Origin of the sequence: Pseudomonas stagnisoli (genome assembly GCF_048595745.1) — a bacterium.
Classification (GTDB): domain Bacteria; phylum Pseudomonadota; class Gammaproteobacteria; order Pseudomonadales; family Pseudomonadaceae; genus Aquipseudomonas; species Aquipseudomonas alcaligenes_A.
In genome coordinates, this window is record NZ_CP184361.1 from 3894784 (window position 1) to 3908577 (window position 13794).

Annotated in this window: 10 protein-coding genes; 8 read left to right on the forward strand and 2 right to left on the reverse strand. The window is 65.9% G+C overall.

Going from position 1 to position 13794, the window contains the following annotated elements; translation table 11 throughout:
* Positions 1-63: 63 nt before the first annotated feature.
* Both aceE and aceF read left to right on the forward strand, forming a co-directional pair.
* Positions 64-2709 (forward strand): pyruvate dehydrogenase (acetyl-transferring), homodimeric type, encoded by a 2646-nt coding sequence (gene aceE / locus ACOAPY_RS18785; protein WP_076583668.1) that lies wholly within the window; start codon positions 64-66, stop codon positions 2707-2709.
* 11 nt (positions 2710-2720) lie between these two features.
* The gene (gene aceF / locus ACOAPY_RS18790; RefSeq protein ID WP_465154305.1) at positions 2721-4373 is read left to right on the forward strand and encodes a dihydrolipoyllysine-residue acetyltransferase; all 1653 of its coding nucleotides are present in this window, start codon (positions 2721-2723) and stop codon (positions 4371-4373) included.
* A gap of 311 nt (positions 4374-4684) precedes the next feature.
* Here aceF and ACOAPY_RS18795 read toward each other — a convergent pair whose 3' ends face one another.
* Positions 4685-5173, reverse strand: a complete 489-nt coding sequence (locus ACOAPY_RS18795) for a hypothetical protein (RefSeq protein WP_465154306.1) — start codon at positions 5171-5173, stop codon at positions 4685-4687.
* A gap of 123 nt (positions 5174-5296) precedes the next feature.
* Here ACOAPY_RS18795 and ACOAPY_RS18800 point away from each other — a divergent pair, with 123 nt between their 5' ends.
* The 3 genes from ACOAPY_RS18800 to ACOAPY_RS18810 all read left to right on the forward strand — a co-directional run bounded on the left by ACOAPY_RS18800 (position 5297) and on the right by ACOAPY_RS18810 (position 8982).
* Positions 5297-7990 carry a bifunctional diguanylate cyclase/phosphodiesterase gene (locus ACOAPY_RS18800; protein WP_465154307.1) on the forward strand — a complete coding sequence of 898 codons (2694 nt, stop codon included), beginning with the start codon at positions 5297-5299 and terminating at the stop codon, positions 7988-7990.
* A gap of 131 nt (positions 7991-8121) precedes the next feature.
* Positions 8122-8769, forward strand: a complete 648-nt coding sequence (msrA, locus tag ACOAPY_RS18805; RefSeq protein WP_465154308.1) for a peptide-methionine (S)-S-oxide reductase MsrA — start codon at positions 8122-8124, stop codon at positions 8767-8769.
* Between the two features lie 21 nt (positions 8770-8790).
* Positions 8791-8982: a putative motility protein gene (locus ACOAPY_RS18810; RefSeq protein WP_021702674.1), complete on the forward strand. Its 192-nt coding sequence runs from the start codon at positions 8791-8793 to the stop codon at positions 8980-8982.
* 10 nt (positions 8983-8992) lie between these two features.
* Here ACOAPY_RS18810 and ACOAPY_RS18815 read toward each other — a convergent pair whose 3' ends face one another.
* The gene (locus ACOAPY_RS18815; RefSeq protein WP_465154309.1) at positions 8993-10639 is read right to left on the reverse strand and encodes a phytoene desaturase family protein; all 1647 of its coding nucleotides are present in this window, start codon (positions 10637-10639) and stop codon (positions 8993-8995) included.
* Positions 10640-10756: 117 nt separating this feature from the next.
* Between ACOAPY_RS18815 and ACOAPY_RS18820 the strand changes: the two genes are divergently transcribed.
* The 3 genes from ACOAPY_RS18820 (at position 10757) to ACOAPY_RS18830 (ending at position 13711) form a co-directional block, all read left to right on the forward strand.
* A complete protein-coding gene (locus ACOAPY_RS18820; RefSeq protein ID WP_465154310.1) occupies positions 10757-11293 on the forward strand; it encodes a PadR family transcriptional regulator in 537 nt (178 codons plus the stop codon).
* Positions 11294-11360: 67 nt separating this feature from the next.
* Complete coding sequence (locus ACOAPY_RS18825) at positions 11361-12614, forward strand: HD-GYP domain-containing protein (RefSeq protein WP_465154311.1); 1254 nt, start codon at positions 11361-11363, stop codon at positions 12612-12614.
* Positions 12615-13117: 503 nt separating this feature from the next.
* The gene (locus tag ACOAPY_RS18830) at positions 13118-13711 is read left to right on the forward strand and encodes a methyl-accepting chemotaxis protein (protein WP_465156868.1); all 594 of its coding nucleotides are present in this window, start codon (positions 13118-13120) and stop codon (positions 13709-13711) included.
* Positions 13712-13794 lie beyond the last annotated feature (83 nt).

The window sequence follows — 13794 nt, forward strand, 5'->3', positions numbered from 1 at the left end:
CCCAAAAAGCGTGCACGAGCCCAGGCCTCCGATTCTGGAAGCCTTTCCGCCCTGGAGCAAGCCATGCAAGACCTCGATCCCGTCGAAACCCAGGAATGGCTGGACGCCCTCGAGTCCGTCCTCGACAAGGAGGGTGAAGACCGCGCCCACTACCTGCTGACCCGCATGGGCGAACTGGCCACCCGTAGCGGCACCCAGCTGCCCTATGCGATCACCACGCCCTACCGCAACAGCATCCCGGTCGGCCATGAGGCCCGCATGCCGGGCGACCTGTTCATGGAGCGGCGGATCCGCTCGCTGGTGCGCTGGAACGCGCTGGCCATGGTGATGCGTACCAACCTGCAGGACCCCGACCTGGGCGGTCACATCTCCAGCTTTGCCTCCAGCGCGACCCTCTACGACATCGGCTTCAACTACTTCTTCCAGGCGCCGACCGAAGAGCACGGCGGCGACCTGATCTTCTTCCAGGGCCATGCCAGCCCCGGCATCTACGCCCGCGCCTTCCTCGAGGGCCGCATCAGCGAGGAGCAGATGAACAACTTCCGTCGCGAAGTCGACGGCAAGGGGCTGTCCTCCTACCCGCACCCCTGGCTGATGCCGGACTTCTGGCAGTTCCCCACCGTATCCATGGGCCTCGGCCCGATCCAGGCGATCTACCAGGCGCGCTTCATGAAGTACCTGGAAAGCCGCGGCTACATCCCCGCCGGCAAGCAGAAGGTCTGGTGCTTCATGGGCGACGGCGAGTGCGACGAGCCGGAATCCCTCGGCGCCATCTCCCTGGCCGGCCGCGAGAAGCTGGACAACCTGATCTTCGTCATCAACTGCAACCTGCAGCGCCTGGACGGCCCGGTGCGCGGCAACGGCAAGATCATCCAGGAACTAGAAGGCGTGTTCCGTGGCGCCGAGTGGAACGTCAACAAGGTGGTCTGGGGCCGCTTCTGGGACCCGCTGCTGGCCAAGGACAAAGACGGCCTGCTGCAGCGCCGCATGGACGAAGTGGTCGATGGCGAGTACCAGAACTACAAGGCCAAGGACGGGGCCTACGTGCGTGAGCACTTCTTCAACAGCCCCGAGCTGAAGGAGATGGTCAAGGACCTCTCCGACCAGGAAATCTGGAACCTCAATCGCGGCGGCCACGACCCGTACAAGATGTACGCGGCCTACCACCAGGCGGTGAACCACAAAGGCCAGCCGACCGTGGTCCTGGCCAAGACCATCAAGGGCTACGGCACCGGCGCCGGTGAAGCAAAGAACACCGCGCACAACACCAAGAAAGTCGATATCGACAGCCTGAAGAAATTCCGCGACCGCTTCGACATCCCGGTCAAGGACGACGAGCTGGAGAGCCTGCCCTTCGTCAAGGCCGAGCCAGGCAGCCCGGAATACAAGTACCTGCACGAGCGCCGCGCGGCCCTTGGCGGCTTCGTGCCGCAGCGCCGCACGCAGAGCTTCAGCATCCCGACCCCGCCGCTGGAGACCCTCAAGGCCATCCTCGACGGCACCGGCGACCGCGACATCTCCACCACCATGGCCTTCGTGCGCATCCTCTCGCAGCTGGTCAAGGACAAGGATCTGGGCGCGCGCATCGTGCCGATCGTGCCGGACGAGGCGCGCACCTTCGGCATGGAAGGCATGTTCCGCCAGCTCGGCATCTACTCCTCGGTCGGCCAGCTGTATGAGCCGGTCGACAAGGACCAGGTGATGTTCTACCGCGAGGACAAGAAGGGCCAGATCCTCGAGGAAGGCATCAACGAGGCCGGCGCCATGTCCAGCTGGATCGCCGCCGGTACTTCGTACTCCACGCACAACCAGCCGATGCTGCCGTTCTACATCTTCTACTCGATGTTCGGCTTCCAGCGCATCGGCGACCTGGCCTGGGCCGCTGGCGACAGCCGTGCCCGTGGCTTCCTGATCGGCGGTACCGCCGGCCGCACCACGCTGAACGGCGAGGGCCTGCAGCACGAGGACGGCCACAGCCACATCATGGCCGCGACCATCCCCAACTGCCGCACCTACGACCCGACCTACGGCTACGAGCTGGCGGTGATCATCCGCCACGGCATCAAGGAGATGATCGAGGAGCAGCAGAACGTCTTCTACTACATCACCGTGATGAACGAGTCCTACCAGCAGCCGGCCCTGCCGGCCGGTACCGAGGACGGCATCATCAAGGGCATGTACCTGCTCGAGGAAGACAAGAAGGAAGCCGCCCACCACGTACAGCTGCTGGGCTCCGGCACCATCCTGCGCGAAGTGCGCGAGGCGGCGAAGATCCTCCGCGACGAGTTCAACATCGGCTCGGACGTGTGGAGCGTCACCAGCTTCAACGAACTGCGCCGCGACGGCCTGGCCGTGGAGCGCTGGAACCGCCTGCATCCGGGGCAGAAGCCCAGGCAGGCGTTCATCCAGGAATGCCTCAGCGGGCGCAAGGGTCCGGTGGTTGCCTCGACCGACTACATGAAGCTGTTCGCCGAGCAGGTGCGCCAGTGGGTGCCCAGCAAGGAGTACAAGGTGCTCGGCACCGACGGCTTCGGCCGCAGCGACAGCCGCAAGAAGCTGCGTCACTTCTTCGAGGTAGACCGTTACTGGGTGGTCCTGGCCGCGCTCGAAGCGCTGGTCGACCGTGGCGAGATCGAAGCCAAGGTGCTGGCCGATGCCATCGCCAAGTTCGGCATCGACCCTGAAAAAGCCAATCCCCTGGACTGCTGAGGAGACGTATTGTGAGCGAGTTGATTCGCGTACCCGACCTCGGCGGTGAAGGCGAGGTCATTGAACTGCTGGTCAAGGTCGGCGACCGCGTCGAGGCCGAGCAGAGCGTCCTGACCCTGGAGTCCGACAAGGCCTCCATGGAAGTCCCCGTGCCCAAGGCCGGGGTGATCAAGGAACTGAAGGTCAAGCTGGGCGACCGCCTCAAGGAAGGCGACGAACTGCTGGTGCTGGAAGTCGAGGGCGCGGCCCCGGCCGCCGAGCCCATCGCGGCTGCCGTCGCCGCCGAGGCGCCCAAGGCTGCCGAAGCGCCGCCCGCTGTAGCGCCGGCAGCGGCCCCCGCCGCCGTCAGCGTGCAGGACGTGCACGTGCCGGACATCGGCACCAGTGGCAAGGTCAAGGTCATCGAAGTGCTGGTCAAGGCCGGCGACAGCATCGAAGCCGACCAGTCGCTGATCACCCTGGAGTCGGACAAGGCCAGCATGGAAATCCCCGCGCCGGCCGCCGGCGTGGTGGAGGAAGTCGTGGTCAAGCTGGACGCCGAGGTCGGCACCGGCGACCTGATCCTCAAGCTGCGCGTGGCAGGCGGCGCCAACGAGGCTGCTGCAGCCCCCGCGGCCGCCCCGGCACCTGCAAGCGAGCCGGTGCATCGCACCCCGCCGGGCGCCAAGCCCGAGGTGGCCGCCGAGGTTGGCGCCATCGCCGCCCTGGCCGCCGCCGCGGCCGCCGTGACGCCGCCCGTGCGTGACGGCAGCAAGGTGCACGCCGGCCCGGCGGTGCGCATGACAGCGCGCGAGTTCGGCGTCGACCTGGCCGCCGTGCCGGGCACCGGTCCGAAAGGCCGCATTCTCAAGGAAGACGTGCAGAACTACGTCAAGGCCGTGCTGCAGAAGGCCAAGGATGCCCCGGCCGCTGGTGCCTCCGGCGGTTCCGGCATCCCGCCGATCCCGGAAGTGGACTTCAGCAAGTTTGGCCCGGTGGAAGAAGTGCCGATGACCCGCCTGATGCAGGTCGGCGCCGCCAACCTGCACCGTAGCTGGCTCAACGTGCCACACGTGACCCAGTTCGACAGCGCCGACATCACCGAGCTGGAAGCCTTCCGCGTGGCGCAGAAGGCGGTGGCCGAGAAGGCCGGGGTCAAACTCACCGTGCTGCCGCTGCTGCTCAAGGCCTGCGCCCATCTGCTCAGGGAGCTGCCGGACTTCAACAGCTCGCTGGCGCCGTCCGGCAAGGCACTGATCCGCAAGAAGTACGTGCACATCGGCTTCGCTGTGGACACCCCAGACGGTCTGCTGGTCCCGGTGATCCGCGACGTCGACCAGAAGAGCCTGCTGCAGCTGGCCGCCGAGGCCGCCGAGCTGGCGGAGAAGGCGCGCACCAAGAAGCTGTCGCCGGACGCCATGCAGGGCGCCTGCTTCACCATCTCCAGCCTCGGCCACATTGGCGGCACCGGCTTCACGCCGATCGTCAACGCGCCGGAAGTGGCGATCCTCGGGGTGAGCAAGGCGACCATGCAGCCGGTGTGGGACGGCCAGGCTTTCCAGCCGCGCCTGATGCTGCCGCTGTCGCTGTCCTATGACCACCGGGTGATCAACGGTGCCGCCGCCGCGCGCTTCACCAAGCGCCTGGGCGACGTGCTGGGCGATATCCGCACCCTGCTGCTGTAACGAACCAAGCTGTGCTTTGGAGGCATCGACGCCTCTCCCCCTCGGCCCCGCCATCTGGCGGGGCTTTTTTATCGGCAAAGAAAAGCCCCGCCGTGGCAGTAATGCTGTTCACATAGAGAGTGCTCGATTAGCTCCCCTCTCCCATTCATGGGAGAGGGGCTGGGGGAGAGGGCCGAAAGCACTGCGAAGCGGCTGCCTCCCCCTCTCCCTAACCCTCTCCCCGCTGGGGAGAGGGGACTGGATCGTGCAGGTCACTGCTGATGTGAAGAGTAATACCGCCGAAGCGGGGCTCTGCCATGCCGACCCGCCGCTCAGTTTCGCTGCAGATTGCGGATCAGGAAGCTGATCGCCTTGGCCAGGTCGGCCGCGCCCTGATGGTCGCGCAGCACCGTGATCCAGGGGCTGCCGTCGGCCGGATTGTTGAGTACGCAGGAGATGCCACTGGTCGGGCAGTCGTAGTGGATGTAAGGGTCGAGACCGAACACCGACAGGCGCTGGTTGCTCACCGCCAGGCTATTGGTCTGTTCGGCGCGGGTCTCCTGGCGCACCAGCAGCTCACCGGGGCCCGAGACGCTCAGCTGGTAGCGCAGGTCGCTGCGCTGTGCCGGGGCCTTGCCCAGCTGGTAGCCGGCACGCAGTGCATAGGTGTCGAGCAGCGCATTGCTGTGCGCCAGCAGCGCCTTGCGCTCGTCCTTGGTCAGATACAGGCGTTTGAGCTCGGCCAGGTAGCGCGCCTGCTCCTCACCGCTCAGCTGGGCCTCGCTGGCCTGCGCCGGGGCTCCGGCGCCCAGGCTCAGCATCAGCAACAACCCGCTCAGTCTTCTTGTCAGTCCCTGCCGCATGATGCACCCTTGATTGACGTTGGTAGATGTAGCAGCCCTTAGCCTGCCCTCAGCGGCAGCATACTGGAAGCCCGTGGTTCGATGAAAAGCCATCCCGATGCCGCCAGCCGTTCGGCGGCCGAGGTTGTGACGCAGTTGCCTGTACCGTCACGCCTGGGCATGTTGCGCTTCGAACGCCTCAACGAGCCCAGCTGGAGTCTGCTGTTCCTCGACCCGACCTGCGAGCGCCAGCTCGGCGTCAGCGCGGGCGAACTCTGCGCCCTGCTCGATTGCCCCTATGCCAGCCTGATGGAGCCCGAAGCACGCTATCAGCTGCACGACGACATCCAGCGCCAGCTGGCCAGCACCCAGCACTACTCGGTGCGTTACCGCCTGCACACGCCCAACGGCGCCCTGCACCTGCTGGAGATCGGCGAAAGCTTCCAGCAGCGCGGGCGCTTTTTGCTGCGCGGCTATCTGCTGGTCACGGCCGAGGCCGGCGAAACCCTGGCCGATCAGCGCCTGCTGGAGCTGGAAGAACAGAACAGCAAACTGCAGACCTCGCTGGAGCTGTACCAGCACGCCCAGGAAGAACATCTGCAGCACCTGATCCGCTCGCGCGCCCAGCAGAGTCTGATCGTACGCCTGGCGCGGCATCGCTACAGCGCGCTGGACCCGCTCAAGGAAGCCGCCGAGCTGATTACCCAGGCGGCCTGCGAAACCTACGACGTGGCCCGCGCCAGCATCTGGCACCTGATCGGCGATCATCTGGAACCGGTGGCCATGTACCGCCGCGACATAGACCGCCACGAGCTGCCGGCGCCCATGGATGCCAGTCGGTTCCCGCGCTACCTGGAAGCGCTGCACAGCGGTCGCGCCATTGACGCGCACAACGCCCAGCGCGACCCGCGTACCAGCGAACTGGCGCGCAGCTACCTCAAGCCGCTGGGCATCAGCGCACTGCTCGATGCCAGCATCCGCCTCGGCGGTGAAGTGGTCGCGGTGCTGTGCCTGGAGCACATCGGCCCGGCGCGCACCTGGCAGGCCGACGAGATCGCCTTCGCCGGCGAACTGGCCGACCAGTTCGCCCAGGTCATGAGCAACCAGCAAAGGCGCGACGCCACCAGCGCATTGTTCCTGTTCCAGCGCGCCGTGGAGCAGAGCGCCAGCGCCTTCCTGCTGTTCGACCGCGACGGCCTGGTGCAGTACGTCAACCCGAGCTTCACCGCCATCACCCAGTACGGCGCCGAGGAAGTGCAGGGCCGGCGCATCTCGCAGCTACCGGCACTGGAGAACCTCGGTGACCTGCTGTTCGACGCCCAGAGCGGCCTGAGCGAACGCAACAGCTGGCAGGGCGAGTTCCGCAGCCGGCGCAAGAATCTGGAACCGTACTGGGGCCAGTTGTCGATCTCCAAGGTGTACAACGACGATGGCGAGCTGACTCACTACATCGGCATCTACGAAGACATCACCCAGAGCAAACTGGCCCAACAACGCATCGAGCGCCTGGCCTACAGCGACAACCTCACCGGCCTGGGCAACCGCCCCTACTTCATCCGCTGCCTGGAAGAGCGCTTCGCCCGCCGCGATGGCCGGGCCTTCAGTCTGCTGCTGGTGGATATCGACAACTTCAAACGAATCAACGACAGCCTCGGTCATCAGACCGGTGACAAGCTGCTGGCCAATCTGGCGCGGCGCCTGCGCAACAGCCTGGGACAGAACACCAGCCTGGCGCGCTTTGCCAGTAACGAGTTCGCCGTACTGCTGGACGGAGCCGAAGAGCAGGCCGGCCTGAAGCTGGCCCAGGAGCTGCTGTCGACCCTGGACAAGCCGCTGTTCGTCGACAACCAGCTGATCAGCGTCACCGGCTCGGTCGGCCTGGCCTGTGCGCCGTGCCATGGCGATGACCCGCACGTGCTGATGAAGCACGCGGGGCTGGCTCTGCACAAGGCCAAGGCCAACGGCAAGCATCAGGTCCAGCTGTTCACCGAGGCCCTCAACGAAGAGGCCAACTACAAGCTGTTCGTCGAGAACAACCTGCGCCGCGCCCTGACCCAGAACGAGTTGGAGGTCTACTACCAGCCCAAGCTGTGTCTGAAGAGCGGCCAGCTGGTGGGACTGGAGGCGCTGCTGCGCTGGCACCACCCGGAAAAGGGCATGATTAGCCCGGAGCAGTTCATCAGCGTGGCCGAGGAAACCGGCCTGATCATCCCCATCGGCAAATGGGTAGTACGCCAGGCCTGTCGCGCCAGCCTGGAACTGGCCGCCCTCGGCATGGGCCAGATCCAGGTGGCGATCAACCTGTCAGCCAAGCAATTCACCGACCCCGATCTGGTCGGCTCGATCGCCACCATCCTCGCCGAGGAACAGCTGCCCGCCCACCTGCTGGAGGTAGAGCTGACCGAAAGCCTGCTGCTGGAGGGCAACGCCGATACCCGTCAGCAGGTGGCGCGCCTCAAGGCTCTCGGCCTGACCCTGGCGATGGACGACTTCGGCACCGGCTACTCCTCGCTGAGCTACCTGAAGAAGTTCCCGATCGACGTGATCAAGATCGACCGCAGCTTCATCAAGGACATCCCCGAGAACGAGGACGACATGGAGATCACCTCGGCGGTGATCGCCATGGCCCACAATCTCAAGCTCAAGGTGGTCGCCGAAGGCATCGAGACCGCCGCCCAGCTCGGTTTCCTCCGTCGCCAGCAATGCGATGTCGGCCAGGGCTACCTGTTCGACCGGCCGATCCCCGGCCGCGACCTGGTGGGCAGCCTGCGCCGCTATCCCTGCCGCGGCGCCTGACCCTTCCCTCTCCCAGCGGGAGAGGGGCCGGGGGTGAGGGCGCTGTAATAGGCTCTCAGTTTCGGCGTCTACCGATAACCCCAAAGGGGTAAGCTATCTCCCACCCCCACCGCCACCACGAGGAACAGATCATGGTCCTGCGCTCGCAAATCCTCGCCCACAAGCTCGAACTGCCCAGCGCCGAGCAGGCCCTGCCGGGCCGCGCCGCGCGCATGGCGGTGCCTGCCGCCCATTATGTCAACGGCAACCCGCTGCAGGGCCCCTTCCCCGCCGGCCTGCAGCAGGCCGTGTTCGCCCTCGGCTGCTTCTGGGGTGCCGAGCGGCGCTTCTGGCAGCAGCCGGGCGTGTGGAGCACCGCCGTCGGCTATGCCGGCGGCCATACACCCAACCCCACCTATGAGGAAGTCTGCTCCGGCCTGACTGGCCATACCGAGGTGGTGCTGGTGGTGTTCGACCCGCAGCAAACCTCCTACGAGCAACTGCTGAAAGTCTTCTGGGAAGCGCACAACCCGACCCAGGGCATGCGCCAGGGTAACGATATCGGCACCCAGTACCGCTCGGCCATCTACTGCATGGATGACGCTCAGCTGCAGGCCGCCCAGGCCAGCCAGGCACAGTTCCAGCTGGAACTGGAGAAGGCCGGTTTCGGCGCCATCACCACCGAGATCGCCGCGGCCCCGCCTTTCTACTACGCTGAGGCTTATCACCAGCAGTACCTGGCGAAGAATCCCGGCGGTTATTGCGGCCTCGGCGGCACCGGGGTGTGCCTGCCAGGCTGAAGAAACTCAAGGAGCCCGGTCATGGAACTCAGCCCCCGGCAGATCTCCAGCCAGGCCGCTGCCCAGGCGTCGGCTCTGGCCTCACTGATGCTGCTGCGCAAGACCCTGGAGTTGCAGGCTGCCAGCACAGCCAACCTGATGCAGGCCGTGGCCCCCAGCGCACCCTCGAGCAATCCGGCAAACCTGGGCAACCGCATCGACGTGATGGTCTGAGGCCAACCCTCTAGCCGGCGACCTCCACCGCACCCCCTGCCTGCGCGACAGGCTTCCAGTCCTTGAGCAACTTGCCCACCTTGTAGCCCCGCCAACCCAGCATGCGCGTGGCCGTCAGCACGCCGGCCATCAGCGCGCCGCCGACGCCGGCGGTGACGGTGTCGGCACCGGTCAGGTAGAGGCCCTTGATCGGCGTCTGGCTGTGGATCCAGTGCTGGTCGAAGCGCTGTACCGTGTGGTCGATGCCGTAGATCTCGCCCTGCTCGTTCCACTGGAACCACTCGGTGGACAGCGGCGTGGCCAGCTCGCAGAAATCCAGCGCGCCGCGCAGCTGCGGCTGATGGCGGTAGAGGGTCTCCAGCAGCTGCTCGGTGAGCTGCGCCTTGAACGCCTCGTAGTCGGCGCCGCGCTTGCCCCAGGTACTGCCCTTCCAGGGCGCGAACCACTGCGGCAGCGTCGGCGCGACGATCTCCACCGTCGCCTTGTGCGGGTAGTGAGCATCCCAGCCGGGGTCCTTGGCCGAAGGGAAGCTGATGTAGATCAGCGGCATCGCTGGATTCTGCCCGCTCTCGAAGCTGCTGACGTTGTGGTCATGGTCATGGCTCGGGTAGACCCAGTAGTTGGTCTTCGGCAGACCCAGTTCGGCAGCGCTGCCCTTGAAACCGGCGTACAGGCACAGGGTTGCCGCCGACAGCTTCACCTGCTGCAACGGCGCCAGCAGGCCATGCACCTCGGCCACCTGCGGCTCCAGCAGGCGGGTGTAGGTCGGCACCAGGCCGGCGCAGCTGACGATCTGCGGCGCGCGGATCTCGAAGCCATCTTTGTGCAGGCGTACGCCCACGGCGCGGCCGTTCTCCACCAGGATTTTGTCCACGCCGGCATAGGTGAAGACGTTGCCGCCCGCCGCCTCGATCAGCGGGATGATGGTCTCGGAAATCCTGATCGCGCCGCCCACCGGGTAGTTGCCGCCGGTGATGTAGTGCTTGGCCACCATGGCATGCATGACGAAAGCCGCCTGCGCCGGCGGCAGGCCGTAGTCGCCCCACTGGGCGGTGAGCACGCCAATCAGCTCCTGATTCTGCGTCAGGCCTTCCAGCACCTCGCGGGTGCTCTTGAAGAAATAGGCCGGCAGCCACAGGCGGCGCAGCCTCGCGTAGAGCATGCCGAGCGAACGCGGCAGGGCCTGGCCGGCGAAGAAGCGCGGCACCCGTGCACTGACCTCGCTGAGCAGCTCGACATAGCGGTCGATGGCCCCCGCCTCGGCGGGGAAATGGCGCTTCATCTCGGCCTTGAACTCATCACGACCGGCCACGTAGTCGTAGCTCTGCTCGCCAATCACGATGCGGTCGTAGTGTGCATCCATCGGCGCCCACTCCAGCTTGCCGTCGCTGATCACGTCGAACACCCGGCGGATCATCGACCAGGGTTTGTGCACCTCGCCGATGTAGTGCACGCCCACATCCCACTCGTAGCCTTCGCGCTCGTAGCTGTGGGTATAGCCGCCGGCCGTGTAGTGCTGTTCCAGCACGCACACGCGCTTGCCCAGCTTGCTCAGCAGGGCGGCGGTGGTGAGGCCGCCGATGCCGGAACCGATGACGATGGCATCGTAGTGATTGGCCGCCAGGCGCGGGCGGAAGCGGGTACCGGTGCGTTTCATGAGGATTCCTGCGTGATTGTTTTTATGCAAGTTTTTGCATACTAGCAGCAGATCACTTCCATGCAACTCTTTGCATAATCCGTATACTGCGGCGCACCGCCCTCGCCGAGTTCGTCCATGTCGCTCAAGCACGCCATCCTCATCCTTCTGGAAAGCGAACCGGGCAGCGGCTACGACCTGCTCAAGCGCTTCAAGGAAGGCCTCGGCTACTTCTGGAACGCCAAGCACCAGCAGGTCTACCAGGAGCTGAAGAAACTCAATGAAGCCGGCTGGCTGGACTGCGAGGCACAGCCCCAGGAAACGCGCCCGGACAAGAAGGTCTACCGCCTCACCGCCGCCGGCCACGCCGAGCTGCTGCGCTGGCTGGGCGAGCCGGTGCAACCGAACAAGATCAACGACGCGCTGCTGGTGAAGCTGTTCGGCGGTGCGCACACCTCGACCGCCAACCTGCGCGAGGAAATGCAGCGGCATGTGGCCGTGCACCGCAAGACCCTGGACAGCCTGCAGGCCATCGAACGCGACTACCAGGCCCTGCCCGCCGACCAGCGCCGGGCCCTGCGCCTGCCCTACCTGACCCTGCGCCGCGGCATTCTCGGCGAACAGTCCTGGCTGGCCTGGGCAGCCGAAGTGGAGATGGCACTGGACGCCGACTGACAGGGCTGCCAGACGCATGGCGAAGCGCTAGACTGCCAGCAAAAAGCCAGTACCCCGCGAGCACGGCATGTCCGCCAGCACCCTTCATATATCGCCCGACCAGCTCTGCGTGGGCCTCTATATCCACCTAGACCTGAGCTGGTGGGAACACAATTTCACGTTCAGCCAATTCAAGATCAAAGACGAAAAGCAGATCCAGGCTCTGCGTGCGCTGGGCCTGAAGCAACTGCGCTACGAACCGGCGCGCAGTGACTGCGAGCCGCTGGAACTGACGGCAACGGCACCGGCTGCCGCTCCCGAAGCATCGCGCCCCGATCCGGAGGAGCTGGCCCGCCAGGCCCGCGCCGCCAAACTGGGCGCCCTGCGCAAGCGCCTGGCGGAAGTGGACCGCACCTTCATCCAGGCCAGCCAACGGGTCAAGTCACTCAACCAGACTCTGCGCAGCCAGCCGGAAGAGGCCATCCAGCAGGCGGGCGAAGTGGTGCGCGAGCTGGTCAGCGCCCTCGGTGGCGAGGACGGCGCGGCGCTGCACAGCATCAACGGCAAGGCCGCCGAGGACGCCTATCTGCATCCGCTCAACGTCACCGTGCTGTCGGTGATGCTCGGCCGCCAGCTCGGTTTCGATTCCGAGGCCTGCCACAGCCTGGGCCTGGGGGCCCTGCTGCACGACATCGGCAAGCTGCAGATCCCCAGCAAGGTGCTGCTCAAGACCGAGCCGCTGACGCGCCCGGAGCAGCAGTTGCTGCAGCTGCACTGTGAGTTCGGCGTGCGCCACGGCCAGGAGCTGATGCTCGACGACGAAGTGCTGCGGATCATCCAGGAGCATCACGAATACTGCGATGGCAGCGGCTACCCGAAGGGCCTGCGCGAGGCCGCCATCGGCCGCCTGAGCCGGGTGGTGAGCCTGGTCAACGCCTTCGACGACCTTTGCAACCCGCTCGATCCGCGCCAGGCACTCAGCCCGCACGAAGCCCTGGCCCTGATGTTCAAACAGCAGCGCGAACGCTACGACGAAGTGGCACTCAAGACCTTTATCCGCGGCATGGGTATCTACCCGCCCGGCAGCCTGGTGCAACTGGAAGACGAGCGCTACGCACTGGTCCTGGGTATGCACCCGAACCTGCCGCTGCGGCCCACGCTGATCATCTATGAACCCAGCATCCCCAAGGCCGAAGCGCTGATCGTCAACCTCGAACAGGAGCCCAAGCTGGCCATCGCCCGCAGCCTGCGGCCTGCGCAACTACCGGCGGAGGCCCTGGAATACCTGGATCCGCGCCAGCAGATAACTTATTACGTCGACCCGCGCCAGCGCGGAAAATAGCCGGCCGCACGCGGCCCGCCTAAACTCAGCTGCGCCCACCCGAAGTAGATACGGCCACCATGCACCAGCCGCGCTTTTCCGACCTGCACGAGATTCCGCCCAGAGCCTTCAGCCCGGCCGCCATTGCCCTGCAGTTGCTGCCCTGGGTACTGGTGGGATTGGGCGCCTGGGGCGGTCTGCCGCTGTGGATCTGCCTGTTCTGTGGTCTGTGCCTGAATCTCGGCCTGTTGCCGGCACTGGCCACCGCCACCCACTGGCGCGCGCTGATGCAGCCACGCCCAAGCCCGGTGGTGACACCCACCTGGGCAGCACCACTGGCCGCGCAGCTGGACGCATTGAGCGAACAGCAACGGCAGTGGCTGGAGGCGCTTGAGACCCAGTGGGCGGCCCTGGCGGACAGCCAGCAACGGCACTGGCAAAGCCAGCATGAGCGGGTCTCACGTCATGGCGAGCAGATGCACGCGGCGCTGCTGCCGATACAGGAGCAGGACAGCGCAGCGGCCATGCAGCAGATTCAGCAGGCATTAAGCACGCTGAGCGCCGGGCAGCAGCGCGGCGAACAGCAGGCCGCCACGCAGGGCGAGCGGCTACAGGTGGTCTCCGAGCTGGTGCAGACCATCATGCGCGCCACCGACGACATGGACTCGATTGCCAAGCAGACCAACCTGCTGGCACTCAATGCCGCCATCGAAGCGGCACGGGCCGGCGACACGGGCCGCGGTTTCGCCGTGGTGGCCGACGAAGTCCGCGCGCTGTCAAACCGCTCGACCGAGTTCTCCCAGACCATCCGCAGCACGCTGGCGAGCATGCTTGATGCCCTGCAGCAGGCAACGACCCAGGCCACCCCGCAGACGCAGGATGAATCGGACGCCGCCCGACTGCTGCTCGAAGCCCCGCTGCAGACGCTGGCACAGCAGCAAGCCAGCTGCCGCGAAGCAGCCGCACAAACCCTGGGCTTGCTGCACAACCTGCAGGCAGAACTGCTGCAGCCCCCTCCCCCCGTTTCGCACACCTCGCTGAGCGAACTGCAGCAACAGCAGCAGCAACTGGCAGAGCTGGCCGCACAGCTGAAGCACAACAGCGCGATGCCGGACTGAGCGCTGTCCACCCGCGCCACGCGTCATCTATCACAGCTCCGACAAGCGAAAGCTGCCGTATTGGCACCTATGCTGTAGGTTGC

Bases quoted from the DNA above. Each gene is read 5' to 3' on its own strand.
- aceE (WP_076583668.1), top strand. From the start codon at position 64: ATGCAAGACCTCGATCCCGTCGAAACCCAGGAATGGCTGGACGCCCTC.
- ACOAPY_RS18830 (WP_465156868.1), top strand. From the start codon at position 13,118: ATGCAGCAGATTCAGCAGGCATTAAGCACGCTGAGCGCCGGGCAGCAG.
- ACOAPY_RS18825 (WP_465154311.1), top strand. From the start codon at position 11,361: ATGTCCGCCAGCACCCTTCATATATCGCCCGACCAGCTCTGCGTGGGC.
- ACOAPY_RS18820 (WP_465154310.1), top strand. From the start codon at position 10,757: ATGTCGCTCAAGCACGCCATCCTCATCCTTCTGGAAAGCGAACCGGGC.
- ACOAPY_RS18815 (WP_465154309.1), bottom strand. From the start codon at position 10,639: ATGAAACGCACCGGTACCCGCTTCCGCCCGCGCCTGGCGGCCAATCAC.
- ACOAPY_RS18800 (WP_465154307.1), top strand. From the start codon at position 5,297: ATGAAAAGCCATCCCGATGCCGCCAGCCGTTCGGCGGCCGAGGTTGTG.
- ACOAPY_RS18810 (WP_021702674.1), top strand. From the start codon at position 8,791: ATGGAACTCAGCCCCCGGCAGATCTCCAGCCAGGCCGCTGCCCAGGCG.
- msrA (WP_465154308.1), top strand. From the start codon at position 8,122: ATGGTCCTGCGCTCGCAAATCCTCGCCCACAAGCTCGAACTGCCCAGC.
- ACOAPY_RS18795 (WP_465154306.1), bottom strand. From the start codon at position 5,173: ATGCTGAGCCTGGGCGCCGGAGCCCCGGCGCAGGCCAGCGAGGCCCAG.